Raw genomic sequence first — 17,599 nt, 5'->3', positions numbered from 1 at the left:
TAAAAAGCTGTAATTAATTGCTTTTTTTTAAGATTTTATCTCAAAATGTGTTTATTATTTTTCTATATGTTTTTTTTGCGCATTTATCTGAAACTTTACGCCTATTTCATCGTAGTAGAGGATGTGTGTGCTTAAATATTACATAGAGAAGTGAGTGGGGAGTGATGAGATGTCTCAGTTTTCAATACGCCGTCCTGTAACAGTATTTATGTTAATTATTGCTTTGTTAATCGGGGGCGGTATTTTTGCGTTAAGGCTTCCTGTCGAGTATATGCCAGACATGAAGCTGCCATACGCTGCAGTGGTGACCAGTATTCCAAATGCAACGCCTACTGAGGTTGAGGAATTGGTTACTAAACCTATTGAAAAGAGTCTGGCTTCTATTGAGAATGTGGATACGATCCAGTCCGAGTCTTCAGAAGGATCATCTATGGTCATGATTCAATTTAACTGGGGAGTAGATATGAACCAGGCAACCCTCGATATGAGGGATAAAGTTGATACCATCAGAGGTTCTCTTCCAGATACGGCAAACTCGCCACGTGTCCTTAAGGTGGATCTCAATGCAACGCCAGTTATTACCCTCGCTTTTACAGGAGACCAGGATATTAACAAGCTGAAGCCGATTGCTGAAGATATTATCGAGCCGCGGCTTGAAAGAATTGCGGGAGTCGCTGCAGCCAACATGTCAGGCGGACAAGAACGACTCGTAAAGATCACTGTAGATCAGGCCAAACTTCAAAGTTATGGCATTACGCTGGATCAAATCCGCCAAGCCCTATCGGCTAATAATGTTGCTGGCTCTGCGGGTTCTGTATATCGTGGTAATACACAAATTCAACTTCGGGTTCAAGGTGAGTATAAAGCTGTTTCAGAAATGGGCGAAACGCCAATCCCTGTAGGTAAGGGAAGCGTGAAATTAAAGGATATTGCGACGGTTGAAGACTCCGTAGAAGAAGTCACCACTATTTCAACCTTTAATGGGAAACCAAGTATTAATATTTCTGTTACTAAGGCTACAGGTGGAAATACTCTTTCAATCGCCAATTCTGTGAAGGAGAGTTTGGAGTCAATACGGAAGGATCTGCCTCCGGGAACTCAGCTGGAGATGGTAACTGATGCTTCCAAACCCATTAGCGATTCCGTACACTCACTAATAGAGCATGCTATATTAGGCCTTATTATCGCAGCCATTGTGTTGTTGTTGTTTTTGAATAGTATACGTTCTACTATTATCGCTGCAATCGTTATCCCAATTTCTTTCGTAGCAACGTTTATGATGATGTATTTTACCGGACAAACTATTAATATTATCTCACTGAGTGGTTTGCTTCTAGGATTAGGATCCTTTGTCGACTTTGCCGTTGTTATTATTGAAAATATTTTTAGGCAGCGACATGAAGGGAAAAGCATGCTACAAGGGGCTATTGATGGTTCCAAGCAAGTGGGCAATGCGGTTATGGCATCTGCACTTGCACAGATTGTAGTATTTTTACCCGTTGTTTTTGTTGACGGAATTGCAGGAGTTATGTTTAAACCGTTGGCATTAACTGTTATCTTTTCTCATATAGCAGCCTTGTTGGTGTCCCTTATGATTGTACCAATGCTCGGCTCACGTTGGATGCCTACCGTGCCGGATGAATCCATATATTCTTCAGGTACTTACAAAGGTATTAACCCTATTGTGTGGTTTAATATCGGATTTGAAAAATTTAAGGGTGGCTATCGACGTGTATTGAAGTGGGGCATTAATCATAGAAAGTCTGTTTTAATCATTACGTTATTAATGTTTGTGGCAGCAGGGGCTCTGATTCCTATGGTTAAGGCTGAATTTATTCCGGAATCCGACAATGGGGAATTCTCAGTTACAGTGAAGCTTCCTAACGGAACAATTCTAGAGGAAACTGAAAGAGTTGTTCAAGGTATAGAAAAAGAAATTCTAAAAGTACCTGATCTGGACAAAATGACAGTGGCTGTTGGTTCTGGTGGTCTTTCTGGTTATTCAGGAGCGGCTCCATCCAATTCGGCACAACTAAGTGTAACGCTGAAGGATGGGCATCAGCCAACAGATGCTGTAGTTGAAGGCCTTCGCAAAAAATTCGATAGTATTCCGGATGCAGAGATTACACTAGCGTCTGCAACGGGTCTTTCGACTGGATCGGCTGTCAACATTAATCTGAAAGGCGACGATATGGATGTCCTTAGGGAACTCTCCGATAATCTCGTTGCCGGCGTAAAGAACATACCGGGAACGGTTAATGTAAAAAGTTCTTTGAATGCGGTTCGCGAAGAATATGAGATTACCGTTAACCGGGAACTTGCTAGTCAATATGGCTTATCAGCAACCCAAATTTTATCCGCGGTGAACACTTCCTTTAATGGATCTGTTGCAACAAGCTATCGCACAGGTGATGATCAAATCGATGTGAAAATATCTCTGCCTGAGCAGGATCGACATGACTGGTCCTATTTGAAAGCATTACGTATTACCACTTCACAAGGGATTGATGTACCTTTATCTTTAGTAGCAAGTATTGATAAACGTGCTGTACCTGATAGTGTCACCCGTGAAGATCAGACGCGTCAAGTACAGATAACTGCTGACATTGATGGATCAGGGGACATTCTAACTGTCAATCAAAAAATTGATGCCCTTTTGAAGAGCACTCACTTCCCAGAAGGCTATAGTGCAGATACGGGGGGCGGGCAAAATGAACAAATGATGGAGTCCTTTATAAACTTGGCCATAGCTATTTTGTTATCTGTAGTTCTGATTTATATGGTTATGGCAGGACAGTTTGAGTCGTTGCTCACACCGTTTGTTATTATGTTTTCGATTCCGCCTACGTTAATTGGTGTACTTATCGGTCTAGTTGTAACGGGAGCAAGCCTCAGTGTTTCGGCTTTTACCGGTTACATCATGCTAGTCGGTTTGGTCGTCAACAATGCGATTGTTATGATTGATTTCATTATTCAGCTTCGAAAAGAAGGTGAAGATCGGGATGAAGCTATTATTCATGGAGCATCTGAGCGATTGCGCCCGATTTTGATGACAACGCTCGCTACAGTACTAGCTTTGATTCCTATGGCATTTGCTACAGGTGATGGTAATGAGACACAAGCTCCTATGGCAGTTGTTGTTGTGTTCGGGTTGTCCTTTGCAGCATTGATTACACTGATTCTTATTCCTGTTGTTTACGTTATCCTGGATAATATCATTCAGAAACGTAAAAATCGCAAACTGAAAAGACAAGCAAAGAGACAATTAAAAAAAGAAGCGAAACTACAAAAAAGTGTTCATATATAAGGTGAGGTGGAGAAACATAATGAATAAAAAAAGTGCTCTGATTGCCACAACTTTGCTTTTATCAGTTGCATTAGCAGGCTGCGGTGGGGGAGAGGCCCCCGCTGCACCAGCTTCAGTGCAGAAGGCAATCCCAGTTCAAGTGGCAAAAGTGACTAAAGGTAGCATTAAGGATTCAACAGGCATCATTGGAAGTTTTGCTCCCAAAGAGACGGCTCAAGTATCTCCGAAAATTAGTGGGAAGATTCAAAGTATTAACCTCACAGTGGGGCAAAAGGTAAGCAAAGGCAACACATTGTTTACTATAGATACAAAGGATATACAGGACTCGATTAAGCAATCCCAGGAATCATACCAGGTTGCCTTAGCCAATTTGAAACAGGCTGAGTCAGGCGCAGCGCAATCTGTGCAACAATCAGAGTCCAGTGTGGATCAAGCCAAAAGTGCACTTGTACAGCAAGACAATTCCATTACTCAAGCTCAGACCAGCCTGGTTGATGCTCAAAATTCCGTACGTGATGCACAAAATACGCTTAATCGCAACCAACAGTTGTTTAGTGCGGGTGCTCTATCTCAATCCGAGTTAGAGCAGTCCCAAATAACGTATCGAAAGGCTCAAACAGCAGTGGAAAATGCACAGATTGCGCTGCACAATGCGCAAACCTCCAAGGAAAGTGCACAAACAACATATAATAATGCTCAAAAATCATTACGTCTTGCTCAACAGAAAACAGGCATAGACGTAGCGCGCGCTTCTGTAAATCAAGCCAAAGCGAATTTAGACACAGCGCGTAGTCAACTGGTGGATGCTGTAGTCAAAGCTCCGATTTCCGGTACTATATCGGTAGTAACAGGAGTCCAAGGGCAAATGGTTAGTGCGCAATCTGCAGTTGTTACAATTGCGAATACCAATCCTATCATTGCTAAGGTCAACGTTTCTGAATCAGAGCTTCTAAAATTACAGGTAGGTTCATCTGTAACTGTAGGTGTGGACTCGCTAAATAAGCGCATTGATGCCAGAGTGTCGGCTGTCAATCCGGTAATGGATAATGATCTCAAGGCGTATCCTGTCGAGATTTCTGTTCCTAATGGCTCTGGCGAATTAAAATCAGGGATGGTTGTAACTGTATATATGAAGTCAGAAGCTCCTAAAAACATTTTAGTATCGCAAGATGCCATTACAGAGCAGGCAGGGAAGAAGTATGCATATGTAGTGGAAGGTGCTGTTGCTAAGCGGGTAGAAGTGCAGACAGGCCAGGAGAGTGCCAAACAGGTCGAGGTTACCAAGGGGCTTGCTGAGGGACAAAATGTCGTCATTAAAGGCGTAAGTCTGCTTTCAGATGGTGCGAAGATTAATGTAGTAAAATAATTTGTTTCGTTTTATTTACAATAAGTTACTGTTCTCCGTCATTTCTACTATTTAAAGTGTATTAGAGTATTAGATTTCTAAGGAATCATATTCTTTATGTACTTTATGTATTCTATGGATAATTCGCAACGAATATACTTCTTTAGAGACCTGATTAATGTGTAGGAATTACCCTTGTACATTTAAGGTTGAGAAGGTAAAAGTTGTAGGATGACGGAGGAACAGGTTCAATAGTATAATTATGACTGTGGAAAGCGGAATACATAATCAAAAAAAATAAAAATTTTTTTTGAAACAGACGCAACTTTTTGAACCCATGCTACGTCTAATTGGGTGAGTATGAAACAAAGGGGTACAAAAGCGTAAAGACAAAATTCGCTAAAAAAAATCTTTACTGCATTGTTATCACATTGTATAATACTGGAGTACGTCATAAATGGACGCTTTCTTTCAACTAGATTCCAAGCTTCTGTGATATTGTCACAGATATCATTTTATAAGGGTTCTCATAAAGCTCGGAAAGGAGGTGTAACGACTGATGAGTGACAAGATCCGACAAAAAGACAAAAATAATATTTTTGGTTATATTCAAGGAGGAGAAAAAAAGGTTATGACAAAGTTTAACAAAAAAATGATCAACGTGCTGGCAACAGCAACATTGGTTGCTGGTGTTGCAGCTCCAATCGCAGCATTGACTGCACCAACTGCAATTCATGCAGCTTCTAGCTACACATCTTTGAACACTCCGTCAATCGGCTCTGGTGCTACTACTGAGCCTATCTCTCTGGGTAGAGCAAGAATTTCTATTAGCCAAGCTTCCCTGGCACAAGGCGCTTCTTTTACAGTAACATTGCCTAAAGGCTTCAACTTTGCTACAGCTCCAAAAGTTACTACATCCGCTTCTGATGCAACTTATGGTTTGGGTGTTAATCTTGATGCTGGTGATAACAAAAGTAAAGCAGAAACCCCATTCCCAGCAGAGCCAATTAAAGTTGAAAAGTTAACTGATAATTCTGCGAAAGTAACTTTCGATAGCGCTTATAACGATTCTAAAGATGGAACTGATATTTACCTGAACTTTGGTAAAATCAATGTAACTGGACCAAGCAACGGTCCTGTAAAAGCAACAATTGATGCTGCTTCTGCAAGTGGTTTGACTAGCGGCGAAATTACAATTGCTAACGTAGTATCTTCTGGTCAAGTATCCTTGTCTGTAGCTGATACGGTTTCCAATACAGACAAATTTACTGCTACATTGAAAGTGAAAGAACAAACAGCAGGTGCTTTGGCTAACAATAACATCAAATTGAAGTTGCCTAGCGGTTTCAAATGGAATGCTACAGGAGCAGCTACAATCCTCTTTGGTGACATCGCATCTGGTGATGTAGTTTCTAAAGTTGATGGTGACACTTTGACTGTGTCTCTGAGCAAAGTAAGTGGCAAAGAAACAACTTTCAACCTGCCATTGAACTTCTACGTTGACGATGAAACAAATGCTAAAGAAGGCGATGTTACAGCTAGCATCTCCGGTAACACAACTACTGACGTTAGTTCCCTGGTAGTAGGTAACTATGGTCAAATCGGTGGTGGAGTTTCCGTAGCTACTCCAACAACAATTCTTGCTGGTCATGACGAGCAAAAAATTGGTGACATTGTAATCAAAGAAAGCGTTGCAGGATCTTTTGTTAAGAACCGTACTGTAACATTGCGTTTGCCTGAAGGCGCTCGTTGGCAGTCTACTTTCGAAAGCAACAACCCAGGAAGCAACTTCACTGGATCTTTCGAAAATACTAATGGTTTGGGTGGAGCTGAAGTATCTTACACAGACTCCGACAAACGTACTTTGAGATTGACTTTTACAAACCCTAACAGCTCTAACGATCCTGGTACTTTGAAACTGAAAAACGTTGAAGTTGCTACGCAACCAGGTTTCTCCGGCGATCTGAACGTTGATGTTGCTGGTAGCCAAGGTCTGAGCGGTACTGTTAAGGTTGCAACTGTGAAACAAGCGGTTACTTTGGCTGCTGCTTCCAAACCAACCCTGACAATCGGTCTGGGCGATCAACAAGTTGGCGACATCACAATCACTGAAGCTGCTAAAGAAGCTTTCGTTAAGAAAGACGGTAGCCGTGAAGTAATCTTGGAATTGCCAACAGGCGTACGTTTTGCTTCTACTCCAGAAGTAAAAGTTACAGCTGGTGACGTTAAAGTGAAGAGCGTATCTACTGATACTTACGGCGAAAGCAACAAAGGCCGTCTGAGCTTCTACATCGACAGCGAATCTGCTACTCCAAGTACAATCACAATCTCCGCTCCTAAGCTGACTGTTGACCGTACTGTAGCTCAAGGTGATGTTGTTGCTAAGCTGAAAGGTAGCGCAGTTTCTTACACTGCATACAAAGGCGCAACTGACAACACTCAAAACTGGAAAGACAACAACACTGCAGCTGCTGAAGTAGCAATCGCAACTGTTGGAACTCCAGCTCCAGGTGCTACTAGCACTAAAGCTGTCTTCACACTGGGAAGCACTTCTTACACTGTAGATGGTCAAACAAAAACAGCAGAAGTAGCTCCTTATGCTGAAAACGGACGCACTTACTTGCCAGTACGTTATGCAGCTGAAGCTTTGGGTGTATCCCCACAAAACATCCTGTTTGACAAAGCGACTTCCACAGTTACCTTGATCAAAGGTAGCACTGTTGCTCAAATCAAACTGAACACTAACCTGTTGACTGTTAACGGTTCTGTGATTCGTATGGACGTTAAAGCTGTAACTAACAAAAACCGTACTGTACTGCCAATCTCTTGGGTAGGTAGAGCGCTGGATGCAAACATCAACTATGATGCAACAGCTAAAACAGTAACTGTTGAAAACAACAACTAATTTAAGAGCAACTCTTTTGAGTTAATTGAATTAGATGAGAAGAGGGTTCCTTTTGGAGCCCTTTTCTTTTATTAGTCTTATTGACAAAGGAGAGAAATTATGAAACGTTTTGGAGTGGCATTACTATCCACATTGGTTCTTACTTCTGCGTTTGCCAATCTTGCAGGAGCTCAGTCAGGTGATATAAAGGTTATTATTAACGGTGTAACTCAGCAATATACACAGTCTCCATTGGTTAGTCAAAATACAACCTTGGTGCCTCTTCGTGGCGTTTTTGAAAGCTTGGGAGCACAAGTGGAGTGGGATAGCAAAGCTAAAAAGGTAACAGCATCTAAAAATGACGATACATTAACTTTAAATATTGGTTCGAAACTTGCTTATAAGAACAGTAATCCGGTACAGCTCGATGCAGCAACTCAAATTCAAAAGGGTCAAGTACTCGTTCCTTTACGTTTTGTGAGCCAATCATTAGGCGCCAAAGTAAATTGGGATCAGACTACACGAACAGTGACCATTTCGAATCAAGCTAATGACAGCACGTCTTACACCAATAGCTTGTCCAGTAAGCCATTGGCTGCTCCTGTGACCAAAGTTACTTACGACACTTACTATAATGATGCTTTGGCCTATGAAGATGCAGTAAAACTGGCTATTGCTGACAGCACTTCAGTTAAAACAGGAGAGGTAAGTATTGACCAAGCAGGAAAAATAATGAAGGAAACCGGAAAAAATATTGACTTTGTTCCTGCAGAAGCTGGTGATGAAGCCCAAGATAAAGCTTTTAAAGGTTATGCTCAAACGAATCTAAATTATGAGGCTGCTAAGAAAAACTTAGATATGACCAAAGAGGGTATTGAATATAATGTGAAAGATCTTTATAACAAGCTCCTTCAAAAGCAAAATGCCGTTAAGCTGGCTGCATTGAATATTGAAGATGCTGAGCGCAAGCTTAAAGTTGCACAAATCAAGAGAGATAATCAAATGTCGAGTGATTATGAAGTTACCCAAGCGACTAATCAGGTGACTCAAAATCAAGCAGCTTTGGAAAAAGCTAAAAAAGACTTGGACAGTGCTTATGTGTCGTTGAACCAAGTGATTGGTTATAAACCAGAGCAACGTTATGAATTAAAGGATAAGCCTGTCTATTCTGAATTTAAAGATAATGTAGAGACAAAAGTTAGCCAAGTACTCACTAGCAGCACTGCTATTTGGTTGAGTGAGCAAAAAGTGGATTTAGCTGAATTGAGTTTGAAGCTTTACAACTTTAGTACTCCAGGAAATACCCCTTATGAAGCTGAACAGCTTAATGTTGAAAAGGCTCAGTATGCTACAGAAGGTACAAAGAGACAATTGGAAGAGGCTGTAAGAACAATTTATAACAATATCAAGGCATTGGAGAGCCAGTACTCACAGATTCAAGCTGGTTTGGTGAGTGCTAGAAGTGCGGCTGATATGGCTAAAAAGCAATTTGATGTTGGATTGGCTACAGAGCTTCAGGTTTACGAGGCTAATTTGAAAGTGACTACTGCTGAACAACAAGCGGAAGATATTGTTTCAAGTATTGATACTTTGAAGCTGGCTTACAATAAGCCTTGGGCTATGCAAGGTTCTGCTGGAGCAAGCGCACAATAATTTATGCCTAACCTATACTTGTTATAACCTGCAGTAGGAGGATTTCATGAAATCACGCTATAAAATATCGTTGGCTGTTGTTTTACTTGGAGGAGGAATTGTGGCTGGTTCTTTGATGAACAGTTCAGTTAATGGAGCCTCCAGTTCTGGACAACCTGGAACAGCTGATGATCCAGTCGTAACCAAAAGCTATGTTGACCAAAAAATTGCTCAGGCCATCAAAGGTGGAGTAACTGCAAGCAGTACTAGTAGTAAAACAACTAGCTCGACTGCTCCAGCAACAAGCTCCACTACTTCCAATACAACCTCTTCAGGAACCTCTAATGCAGCTAAAAGTTCAACAGCGGAGCAGTCAGAGGCTTTGAAGGTTGTTGATGTAAAGCCTGGTCAGAAACTGATTGCCAAAGCAGGAGCAGAATTTATTTTGCGTAATGGAAATGCTGTTGTGTACAGCATGGATGCCAGTGGTGCTATTGATATTACTTCTGGAACGGAAATTGTTCATAACCAAGCTGTCGAAAAAAATCATTTATTATCGTTTCCTAGAGAAGGAAGAGGTATTCAAGTAAAAGAAGACCAGAAGTTTGGTTTGGTCGTTATGGTACGAGGCGGCTATACTGTTCAATAACTGGTGTCTATCTCTTATTAAGGCACTCCTTTTCTTAAATACTGTTTGGAATAACAAATTGTTCTTGGCTAAGTTGACTTTAAACACTGCACACTAACTTCATGAAAAATAATTCATTAGGTGGAGGGTGCATACGATGGCGTCAAGAGGTCGAAGACGATTAATTCCGGAAAGCCGTGCCAGGTTAGATGATTTGAAGTATGAGATTGCTGCCGAGTTTGGTTTGCCTGTTTATAATCCGCAATATGCACATATACTTTCGAATGCTGATAGCGAATTTGCAGCAGAATTGGGAGAATTTACGAGGGGCCAAAGTGTTGCATGGCGCGATTTAACTTCAAGACAAAATGGCTCCGTTGGCGGGGAAATTACTAAACGATTGATACAATCTGCTGAACGTAGCTTATCTGAATTTGGTACATTATAAATTGCAATTATGGATACAGTTTTTAAACAAATAGTATGTATCAACTGAAGCTATTTACATGTGAATCTAAGTTGGTTCGCATGTAAACTCACTTCAATTTTAAATTCTGTTATTTGGATGACATGAATTGACACCTTGTTTTAAATAGGATATCATGGCATTTGAGGCTTGTACGCAACCTTTTCCTACCGGAAAAGGTTCATTTTTTGTTAAGCAGGTGTAAAAGATATCTTCCGTCATTTGTTGGGTTGAAGGTAACTGAATAATGCATACTATGTTAGGATTTTTTTAAAATCCTCATTTATTTTAATTATGGGAGGTTGAAATTCATGTCTGTAAAAGGTCGTCATTTGTTCACGTCCGAGTCTGTAACAGAAGGCCATCCGGATAAAATTTGTGATCAGATATCCGATGCTGTATTGGACGCCTTTTTGGCCAATGACCCTAATGCGCGCGTAGCATGTGAAGTGTCGGTAGCTACCGGTCTCGTTCTCGTCATTGGTGAAATCAGCTCCAAATCGGAATACGTGGATATTCCATCCATTGTTCGTAATACGATTAAGGAAATTGGTTATACCCGTGCAAAATATGGTTTTGACTATAATACTTGCGCTGTATTGACCTCTTTGAATGAACAGTCGCCAGATATTGCCCAAGGGGTTAACGCTGCCCTGGAAAGCCGTGATCCTGCTGAAGTAGACAAGGAAACAGAAAACATTGGGGCTGGGGACCAAGGATTAATGTTCGGTTTTGCTACGAACGAAACACCTGAGTTGATGCCTTTGCCTATCGCTATGTCTCACCGTATTGCACGACGTTTGTCCGAAGTGCGTAAGGATGGAACACTGAATTACCTTCGCCCAGATGGTAAAACTCAAGTAACGGTAGAGTATGAAAACGGCAAGCCTGTCCGTATTGATGCCATTGTGGTCTCCACGCAGCATGCAGAAGATACTACTTTGGAGCAAATTCAAGCAGATATTAAAGAGAAGGTCATTTTGCCAGTGGTTCCTGCTGAATTGCTGGACGAGCAAACCAAATACTACATTAATCCAACAGGACGCTTTGTAATCGGTGGTCCTCAAGGGGATGCAGGTCTGACAGGCCGTAAAATTATTGTGGATACGTACGGTGGTTATGCACGTCATGGCGGGGGAGCATTCTCGGGTAAAGATCCAACTAAAGTGGACCGTTCTGCTGCTTACGCTGCTCGTTATGTAGCGAAAAACCTCGTGGCAGCTGGATTGGCAGACAAGGTGGAAATTCAGCTTGCTTATGCCATTGGTGTAGCTACGCCTGTTTCGATTAATGTCGATACATACGGCACAGGGAAAGTCAGTGATGAAAAACTCGTTGAACTGATTCGAAATAACTTCGATTTACGTCCAGCAGGCATTATTCGCATGTTGGATTTACGCCGTCCAATTTATAAGCAAACAGCTGCCTACGGCCACTTCGGACGTACAGATCTGGATGTGCCATGGGAAAGTGTAGATAAAGCAGAAATTCTGAGAGAGCAAGCAGGCTTATAAACCTCTTATATCACCAGAATAATGTATTAACCAAAAGAAGACTGTTTCATGCTATGCATGAGGCAGTCTTCTTTTGGTATGCTTCGCTTGTTAACAATGAACTTGCTACGATGTACTTAAATGTTGTTCCACTATTCGGGTATTGGGGCAAGACCCAATAAATTTTTGAGCAACCGACACACCTTTTGAGCTTCCTTATATTGCTCCAAATACGCAAAAAGAGCTTTTAAGAGGCCTTTCTGAGGGTTCGCTTTCAGAGCTTCTTCCTTTAATAAGACGTAGATTTGCTGGCATTCCTGTTTCTCTTCCGAGCTCCACGAAGACAGCAGTATACTGTCCTCTAGGGAGTGAAGAAGGCTGTTTATCTGACGACCTTGGTCAAAGGGATTACTTAGTATACTTTCGGGTAACCAGCCTTGCTTGCTCCAGAACAAATGGGGAGCAGGAACAGAACCGTTTAGGCTGGCTGCCAGGGAATTGGATAAGAAAATGATAAACTGTGCCAGACGTTCAATCGTTTCATCATTCATGCGATCAGCAAAAAAGCGAATATACTCAAATACAATACTTTTAAGCACAAAGGTCATATCCCATGCATGATCTTCAATGCCTGTTCCAAAAATATCAATTAGGCAGTCACGTACCCATTTGTACAATTTGTATTCATGCTGCTCGAACGCGCCGTTAAGTTGCTCATTCTGAAAAATAAGCATAGACGGCTCAGGAAGATCCATCATGAGATACACCTTGTTTTCAACGAGATTTTTCAGGTAGAGTACAATAAAACCGTGCAGCTTATCATGTTTAGATAGGCCAGGTTTACTGTAGAGAGCTCGGATGTCCTGTTCAATATTATTTTCCAGAATGACACACATTTCTAAAGGCAGTTCTTCTTTCCCCTGAAAATATTTATAGAAGGATGCTTTTGCCATCCCGCTTTCTTTGGCGATTTCTTCAACAGATGTTGAATAATAGCCTTTTCTGGAGAACAGCCGGATGGCTGCTTGTAAAATATCATTTTTTTTATTTTCCATACATACTCCCTTCAGGATCCAACTCGACAGCATGCGGAATTCACCACTACATATATTACAAAGGTTGGTCACGTGTAATAACTGTGTGCTGCTGTTTCTTGTGTTGCCGGTGCATCTTGTACTTAGCCATGATCATATACAAAGACGGCACCACAAACAAAGTTAACAAGGTCGAAAATAACAAACCGAAAATGACAGTGAACGCCAGTGGCTTAAAGAGCAGGCTTCCCAATAGTGCTAACGGAATCATACCTACAATGGCAGCCAGGGAAGTCAATAAAATCGGTCTGAAACGGGCAGCGGCTGCTTGTATTACGGCTTCCTTTAATTCCATTCCTTCATGTCTGGCATCCTCGATAAATTCAATTAGGACAATCCCATTGCGCACAACAATACCCGCGAGTGCAATAATTCCCATGATGCTCATAAAACCGATAGGCATACCCGTCAGGAATATACCAATAATCCCGCCGGCTGCTGCTAGGTACACGGTCGTCATAATAATAATAGGAATGGAGAGTGAATAAAATTGCATCGTGATCAAAAGTAAAATGAGTAAGACTACAACGATCGCCAGCTTCCCTAAGTCCGCGAATATGGTGGACTGATCGGATGTTTCACCGCCTACCTCCCATTTATAGCTTTCAGGGAACTTCATCTGTGCCAGTTTGCTCTCCACATCTACCATGGCTTCGCTCGCGGTTCGTCCGTTCAAATCGGCCTCGACCGTAATCGTCCGCTCCATATTGTAATGCTTGATTTGCTGAATAGCAAATGAAGGCTTAACCTGTACTAATTGGTTTAATGGAATTTGCTTTCCAACTGCATTCACTACACTTAATTGTTGGAAAAGCTTACTTGGCTCTTCGTTACTATGATTCAAATACATTTTGATATCTACCAGACTGCTTCCAGTATCAAATTGACTTACTTGAGCCCCCTCTTTTAACAAAAGAAGGGTACGAGTCAAATCTGTGTAGCTTACTAGATACTGATCCATGGCTTGTTTGTTCACTTCAAGCTCGAGAGCATACCGTTCAATTCCTATGTCATCTACGATACCCGTTGTCCCCTCTACTGTCGCGATCTGCTCCTTTGCTTTTTGGGCAAGGGTTTGCAGTTCATTCAGATCCTGACCTGAAATACGAATAGAAACGGGTTTACCTACTGGAATCCCGAGACGAGGAACATACATGGTAACCGTAACGCCGGGGTAGGACTTCTTAACATGTTGTTCCCAAGCATCAACTGTTGAGTTAAGATCGAATACATTCTCTTTACCGACGACAGCAATCTGACCTACGGTTTCGTTATAAGTAATATTTCCGCCCATACTGTTAATGTCACTAAACAGTTGAGGAGCAGTCCCCCCAGCGCTGTAAACGACCTTGGAAGTTTCAGGTTGCTTCTTGATCCAGTCTGCAAGATCTTTAACGACCTGGTCAGTTTCCGCAATGGAAGTGCCTACAGGCATTTTTACATTTAATGCAACATGAGGGTCTTCTGATTCAGGGAAAAGCTCAACTGATGTAAAGGGAACTAATCCATAAGCGGCTGTTCCAAGCATGAGACCAACCATGGCCGTCAGTATGGGACGTTGAATGACTTTAGGCATCAGCTTTTGTGAATAAAGCTTGTTTAAAGAGTGAATCTGCTGACCGAGCAAGCCTACTGGCTTTGATTTCCTCTGAGGATGACGAGTCTGTCTGCGTTTCTCATACCATTCTCGAAAAATAGGGATGATCGTGAGGGACATGACCATAGAAGCTAACATGGCCAGAGAAACAATTGCGGGAATGGGCCTTATAAAAGCACCTACATTTCCGGGAAGGAACAACAATGGAGCAAAGGCTGAGATCGTGGCCAATGTGGCGATCAAAATAGACAGCATGACCTCTTTGGTGCCTTTTATAGCTGCAACGGAGGGAGGTTCCCCCAATTCCGTAAGTCGGCGCTCGATATTGTCATTTACCACTACAGCGTCATCCACAAGTATGCCGAGTACAATGATCAGACCGACAACAGAAATTTGATTTAGAGTAATGCCGAACATCGGTAAAAAGATAATAGCAATCGAAACCGAAATAGGGATGGCCAGCGCGACAAAAGCAGAGGTGAGCATATTCAGACCCAACATACAAACAAGAATAACAGCCGCAATGGCCAGAATCGTTTCACGCTTTAGGTCGTCAAAGATATGGCTTACCTGATCCTTTTGTGCAAAAAGAGTTTGTAAGTGAACACCCGCAGGGAGTGTTTTCTCTAGCTCTTTGAGCTTGCTATGGACCTTTTCGCTCATAGAGGGGATGTCTGTACCTGTTTCTGCTCCAATACTAATCGTAATGGCCGGTTTACCCTCTACATAAGCGAGATATTCTGCCTCAGGGTGTGCCAGCTCGGTTGTACCGATATCTCTTAAATAAACAGGGTTACCTTCTTGTGTACGTTTCAAAATGACCTGATTTAATTCGTCAGCCTTTTCGGTCTCGCGAACGATAAGTTGATAGGTCCGTCCGTTGTATTCAATATTACCGGTAGGAACCCGATCAATCTGAGACTGGATCGCTTGTGCCACTTGTCCCCATGACAATTGGTACTGCTGAAGCTTTTGGTTGTCGATACGGACACGGACTTCTTGATCAGGAAGACCATTGAACTTGACACTAGATACGCCGGAAATCGTGTTAAGCTGATCTTTCCAGGTGGTGGTCAAATCATTTAGTTTATACAGTGGTGCAGATGAGTCGGCGATCAGGGCATAAGAGCCGATAAACGAGCTGGTCAGCTTATCATTTATAACAGGCACCTCAGCACCTTGAGGAAGATCAGCTTGTGCATCCTGCACCTTTTTACGCATATTATCCCAAACCGTTTGAGGATCGACTCCATTTTTGGACTCGATCAAAATAGATGAGAATCCGTTGCCAGAAGTCGAATTAATCGTTTTAACACCTTCAACTTCCTTGATGCGTTTCTCCAGTTCTTTAGTTACGGTTTGTTCTACTTTTTGTGGTGAAGCACCGGGGTAGACGGTTGTGACCATAGCATTCTGTATGGTCACGTCTGGCATTTCCTGCTGTGGTAACTGGAAAAAACCGAAAGCCCCAACTATAATCAGCATGACAAAAAACAGCAATGTAATTTTTCGTTTTTTTACGATGTACTCAATCATGGGCGTCCGCCTTCCTCTGACTGAATCGCATTTCCATCAAACAGGGTTTCTGCCCCTTTAATGACAATACGCTCTCCTTCACGAAGCCCAGATACAATTTGTAATTGATTTTCTACAACCTGATTGCCCAGCTCCACAGGGGTTCTAACCGCTTTTCCTTGAACATCCTTGAAAACAAAAGGCTTGCTTCCCGTGTTGATGACTGCTTCGGCAGGCACAAGAATACCATTTTTGTCTGTCACCTGATGCGCGGCTTTAATGACCTGACCGGGCAACCAGTCTCGTTGTGGATTGGCAATAATAATCTCTACGTTAACCCTCCCCGTATCAGTGCTGGTTGAAGGATAGACGTTGGACACCGTACCTTGACGAGTTTCTTCGTAGAGCACTACCTTTACCTGTTGTCCTTTTTTCCAATCCTTAATTTCACTGTCTGGTACGGGAAGCAGTACTTTGAGACGGTCAATGGAGCCTATGCGATAAACCGCTTGGCCTGACGCGACCAAATCGCCTGTATTTACGATTTTGTCTAAGATCACGCCGTTGACGGGAGAAGTTAAACGGGTGCGTGACAGTGCCAACTCCGCCTGGTCCTTGGCGACAAGGGCCTTTTCGTAGTTAGCACGCGCTTGTTTTTGGGAAGCCCCAGCCTGTTCGCTGGCTGCAAGAGCTTTAGTTTTACCTGCAATCGCATCCTGAAAGGATGCTTGGACAGATTGATGCTCTTCGGCTGTGGCCCCTTCCAGCAAAAGAGATAAGGAAGCTTTCGCTTGCTCCAGATTTTGAAGAGCAACGGTAGCGTTCAGGCGGGCGCTCTCGTTATCCGCCGCGGTAGCTGCACCCGCCTCGAACAGCTTTTGTGTTCGCTCGCTATCGGTCTTGGCCTTGTTATAGGCGCTTTGTGCCTTATCGACGGTGGTTTGCGTTTGCTGTTTTTCCTGAACGCGCGCACCTTTGTTGACCTTGCTGACATTAGCACGAGCATTCGCAATACCAGCATCGGCAGATTGAATCGCAGAGGCAGCTGCCTGTAGATTAGCCTGTGCATTATCTATACCCGCTAGAGCTTCTTGGATAGAAGCCGTTGCCTGTGCTACCTGTAGTCTGTAGTCAGCGTCATCCAGACGGGCAATGATTGTCCCTTTTTGAACAAGAGTGCCAGTAGTAATCTCTGCGCTAGCGACGGTACCTCCGTTTTGGAAGGCTAGTGTACGTTCCTCATAAGCCTGAAGGGTACCTGACAAGTCATAGGCAGTATGGAGCGGTGAATTTTTAACAACTGTGGTGCGTACAACGGTTGGCTGTGCAGACGAGCCTAAAGCGGCCTCTTTTTTTTCGGTGGAACATCCGGCAATGGCAAGGCTCAGTGACAAAGTGAGTATGATGATGGCCCGTTGTTTATTCATGATTATCAATCCTTCCGATGGGGTCGTAAAGTCAAATTAAACTATTTGGTTCAAATTGAACTCATAAGTTCATGTGTATTATAGTGCGCCCATATTGCATTCGTCAATTCGCCACTTTGGATTTTATGAATTAGTTGGCGGGATTTCGGAACTTTTGCCTTTATAATAAGTCTATTAACATAAGAGGATTTTTTTGTTTATTGCTAGAGTA

At 42.5% G+C, this 17,599-nt stretch carries 10 protein-coding genes; 7 read left to right on the top strand and 3 right to left on the bottom strand.

Features of this window, described 5'->3' with window-relative positions:
* Positions 1-169 precede the first annotated feature (169 nt).
* The 7 genes from ABEW32_RS00565 to metK all read left to right on the top strand — a co-directional run bounded on the left by ABEW32_RS00565 (position 170) and on the right by metK (position 11,776).
* Entirely contained in the window at positions 170-3,307 is a 3,138-nt protein-coding gene (locus tag ABEW32_RS00565; protein ID WP_430183707.1) for an efflux RND transporter permease subunit, read from the top strand.
* A gap of 19 nt (positions 3,308-3,326) precedes the next feature.
* On the top strand, positions 3,327-4,673 hold the full coding sequence (locus ABEW32_RS00560; RefSeq protein WP_430183705.1) for an efflux RND transporter periplasmic adaptor subunit: 1,347 nt from the start codon (positions 3,327-3,329) through the stop codon (positions 4,671-4,673).
* Between the two features lie 538 nt (positions 4,674-5,211).
* Positions 5,212-7,557 carry a copper amine oxidase N-terminal domain-containing protein gene (locus ABEW32_RS00555; RefSeq protein WP_430183704.1) on the top strand — a complete coding sequence of 782 codons (2,346 nt, stop codon included), beginning with the start codon at positions 5,212-5,214 and terminating at the stop codon, positions 7,555-7,557.
* Positions 7,558-7,656: 99 nt separating this feature from the next.
* Entirely contained in the window at positions 7,657-9,189 is a 1,533-nt protein-coding gene (locus tag ABEW32_RS00550; protein WP_430183702.1) for a stalk domain-containing protein, read from the top strand.
* Positions 9,190-9,235: 46 nt separating this feature from the next.
* Positions 9,236-9,817, top strand: a complete 582-nt coding sequence (locus ABEW32_RS00545) for a hypothetical protein (protein WP_430183700.1) — start codon at positions 9,236-9,238, stop codon at positions 9,815-9,817.
* Positions 9,818-9,953: 136 nt separating this feature from the next.
* Positions 9,954-10,244 carry an alpha/beta-type small acid-soluble spore protein gene (locus ABEW32_RS00540; RefSeq protein WP_430183698.1) on the top strand — a complete coding sequence of 97 codons (291 nt, stop codon included), beginning with the start codon at positions 9,954-9,956 and terminating at the stop codon, positions 10,242-10,244.
* 329 nt (positions 10,245-10,573) lie between these two features.
* The gene (gene metK, locus ABEW32_RS00535) at positions 10,574-11,776 is read left to right on the top strand and encodes a methionine adenosyltransferase (RefSeq protein ID WP_013373407.1); all 1,203 of its coding nucleotides are present in this window, start codon (positions 10,574-10,576) and stop codon (positions 11,774-11,776) included.
* Between the two features lie 131 nt (positions 11,777-11,907).
* Here the strand turns inward: metK and ABEW32_RS00530 are convergent, their stop codons facing one another.
* Genes ABEW32_RS00530 through ABEW32_RS00520 form a run of 3 tightly spaced genes read right to left on the bottom strand, consistent with a single transcriptional unit; the run spans position 11,908 to position 17,388 of the window.
* Positions 11,908-12,810, bottom strand: coding sequence for a TetR/AcrR family transcriptional regulator (locus tag ABEW32_RS00530; RefSeq protein ID WP_430183696.1), 903 nt, complete (start codon positions 12,808-12,810; stop codon positions 11,908-11,910).
* Positions 12,811-12,865: 55 nt separating this feature from the next.
* Positions 12,866-15,982, bottom strand: a complete 3,117-nt coding sequence (locus tag ABEW32_RS00525; protein ID WP_430183694.1) for an efflux RND transporter permease subunit — start codon at positions 15,980-15,982, stop codon at positions 12,866-12,868.
* Positions 15,979-17,388, bottom strand: a complete 1,410-nt coding sequence (locus tag ABEW32_RS00520) for an efflux RND transporter periplasmic adaptor subunit (RefSeq protein ID WP_430183692.1) — start codon at positions 17,386-17,388, stop codon at positions 15,979-15,981. The genes ABEW32_RS00525 and ABEW32_RS00520 overlap by 4 nt, the downstream gene beginning before the upstream one ends.
* Positions 17,389-17,599: the final 211 nt, after the last annotated feature.

This window comes from Paenibacillus jamilae (genome assembly GCF_050482105.1).
Lineage (GTDB): Bacteria > Bacillota > Bacilli > Paenibacillales > Paenibacillaceae > Paenibacillus > Paenibacillus jamilae_B.
This window is presented reverse-complemented; position numbering and strand designations above follow the sequence as displayed.

Excerpts from the sequence above, each read along its gene's own strand:
- ABEW32_RS00565 (WP_430183707.1), top strand. The coding sequence starts at position 170 with ATGTCTCAGTTTTCAATACGCCGTCCTGTAACAGTATTTATGTTAATT.
- ABEW32_RS00560 (WP_430183705.1), top strand. The coding sequence starts at position 3,327 with ATGAATAAAAAAAGTGCTCTGATTGCCACAACTTTGCTTTTATCAGTT.
- ABEW32_RS00555 (WP_430183704.1), top strand. The coding sequence starts at position 5,212 with ATGAGTGACAAGATCCGACAAAAAGACAAAAATAATATTTTTGGTTAT.
- ABEW32_RS00550 (WP_430183702.1), top strand. The coding sequence starts at position 7,657 with ATGAAACGTTTTGGAGTGGCATTACTATCCACATTGGTTCTTACTTCT.
- ABEW32_RS00545 (WP_430183700.1), top strand. The coding sequence starts at position 9,236 with ATGAAATCACGCTATAAAATATCGTTGGCTGTTGTTTTACTTGGAGGA.
- ABEW32_RS00540 (WP_430183698.1), top strand. The coding sequence starts at position 9,954 with ATGGCGTCAAGAGGTCGAAGACGATTAATTCCGGAAAGCCGTGCCAGG.
- metK (WP_013373407.1), top strand. The coding sequence starts at position 10,574 with ATGTCTGTAAAAGGTCGTCATTTGTTCACGTCCGAGTCTGTAACAGAA.
- ABEW32_RS00530 (WP_430183696.1), bottom strand. The coding sequence starts at position 12,810 with ATGGAAAATAAAAAAAATGATATTTTACAAGCAGCCATCCGGCTGTTC.
- ABEW32_RS00525 (WP_430183694.1), bottom strand. The coding sequence starts at position 15,982 with ATGATTGAGTACATCGTAAAAAAACGAAAAATTACATTGCTGTTTTTT.
- ABEW32_RS00520 (WP_430183692.1), bottom strand. The coding sequence starts at position 17,388 with ATGAATAAACAACGGGCCATCATCATACTCACTTTGTCACTGAGCCTT.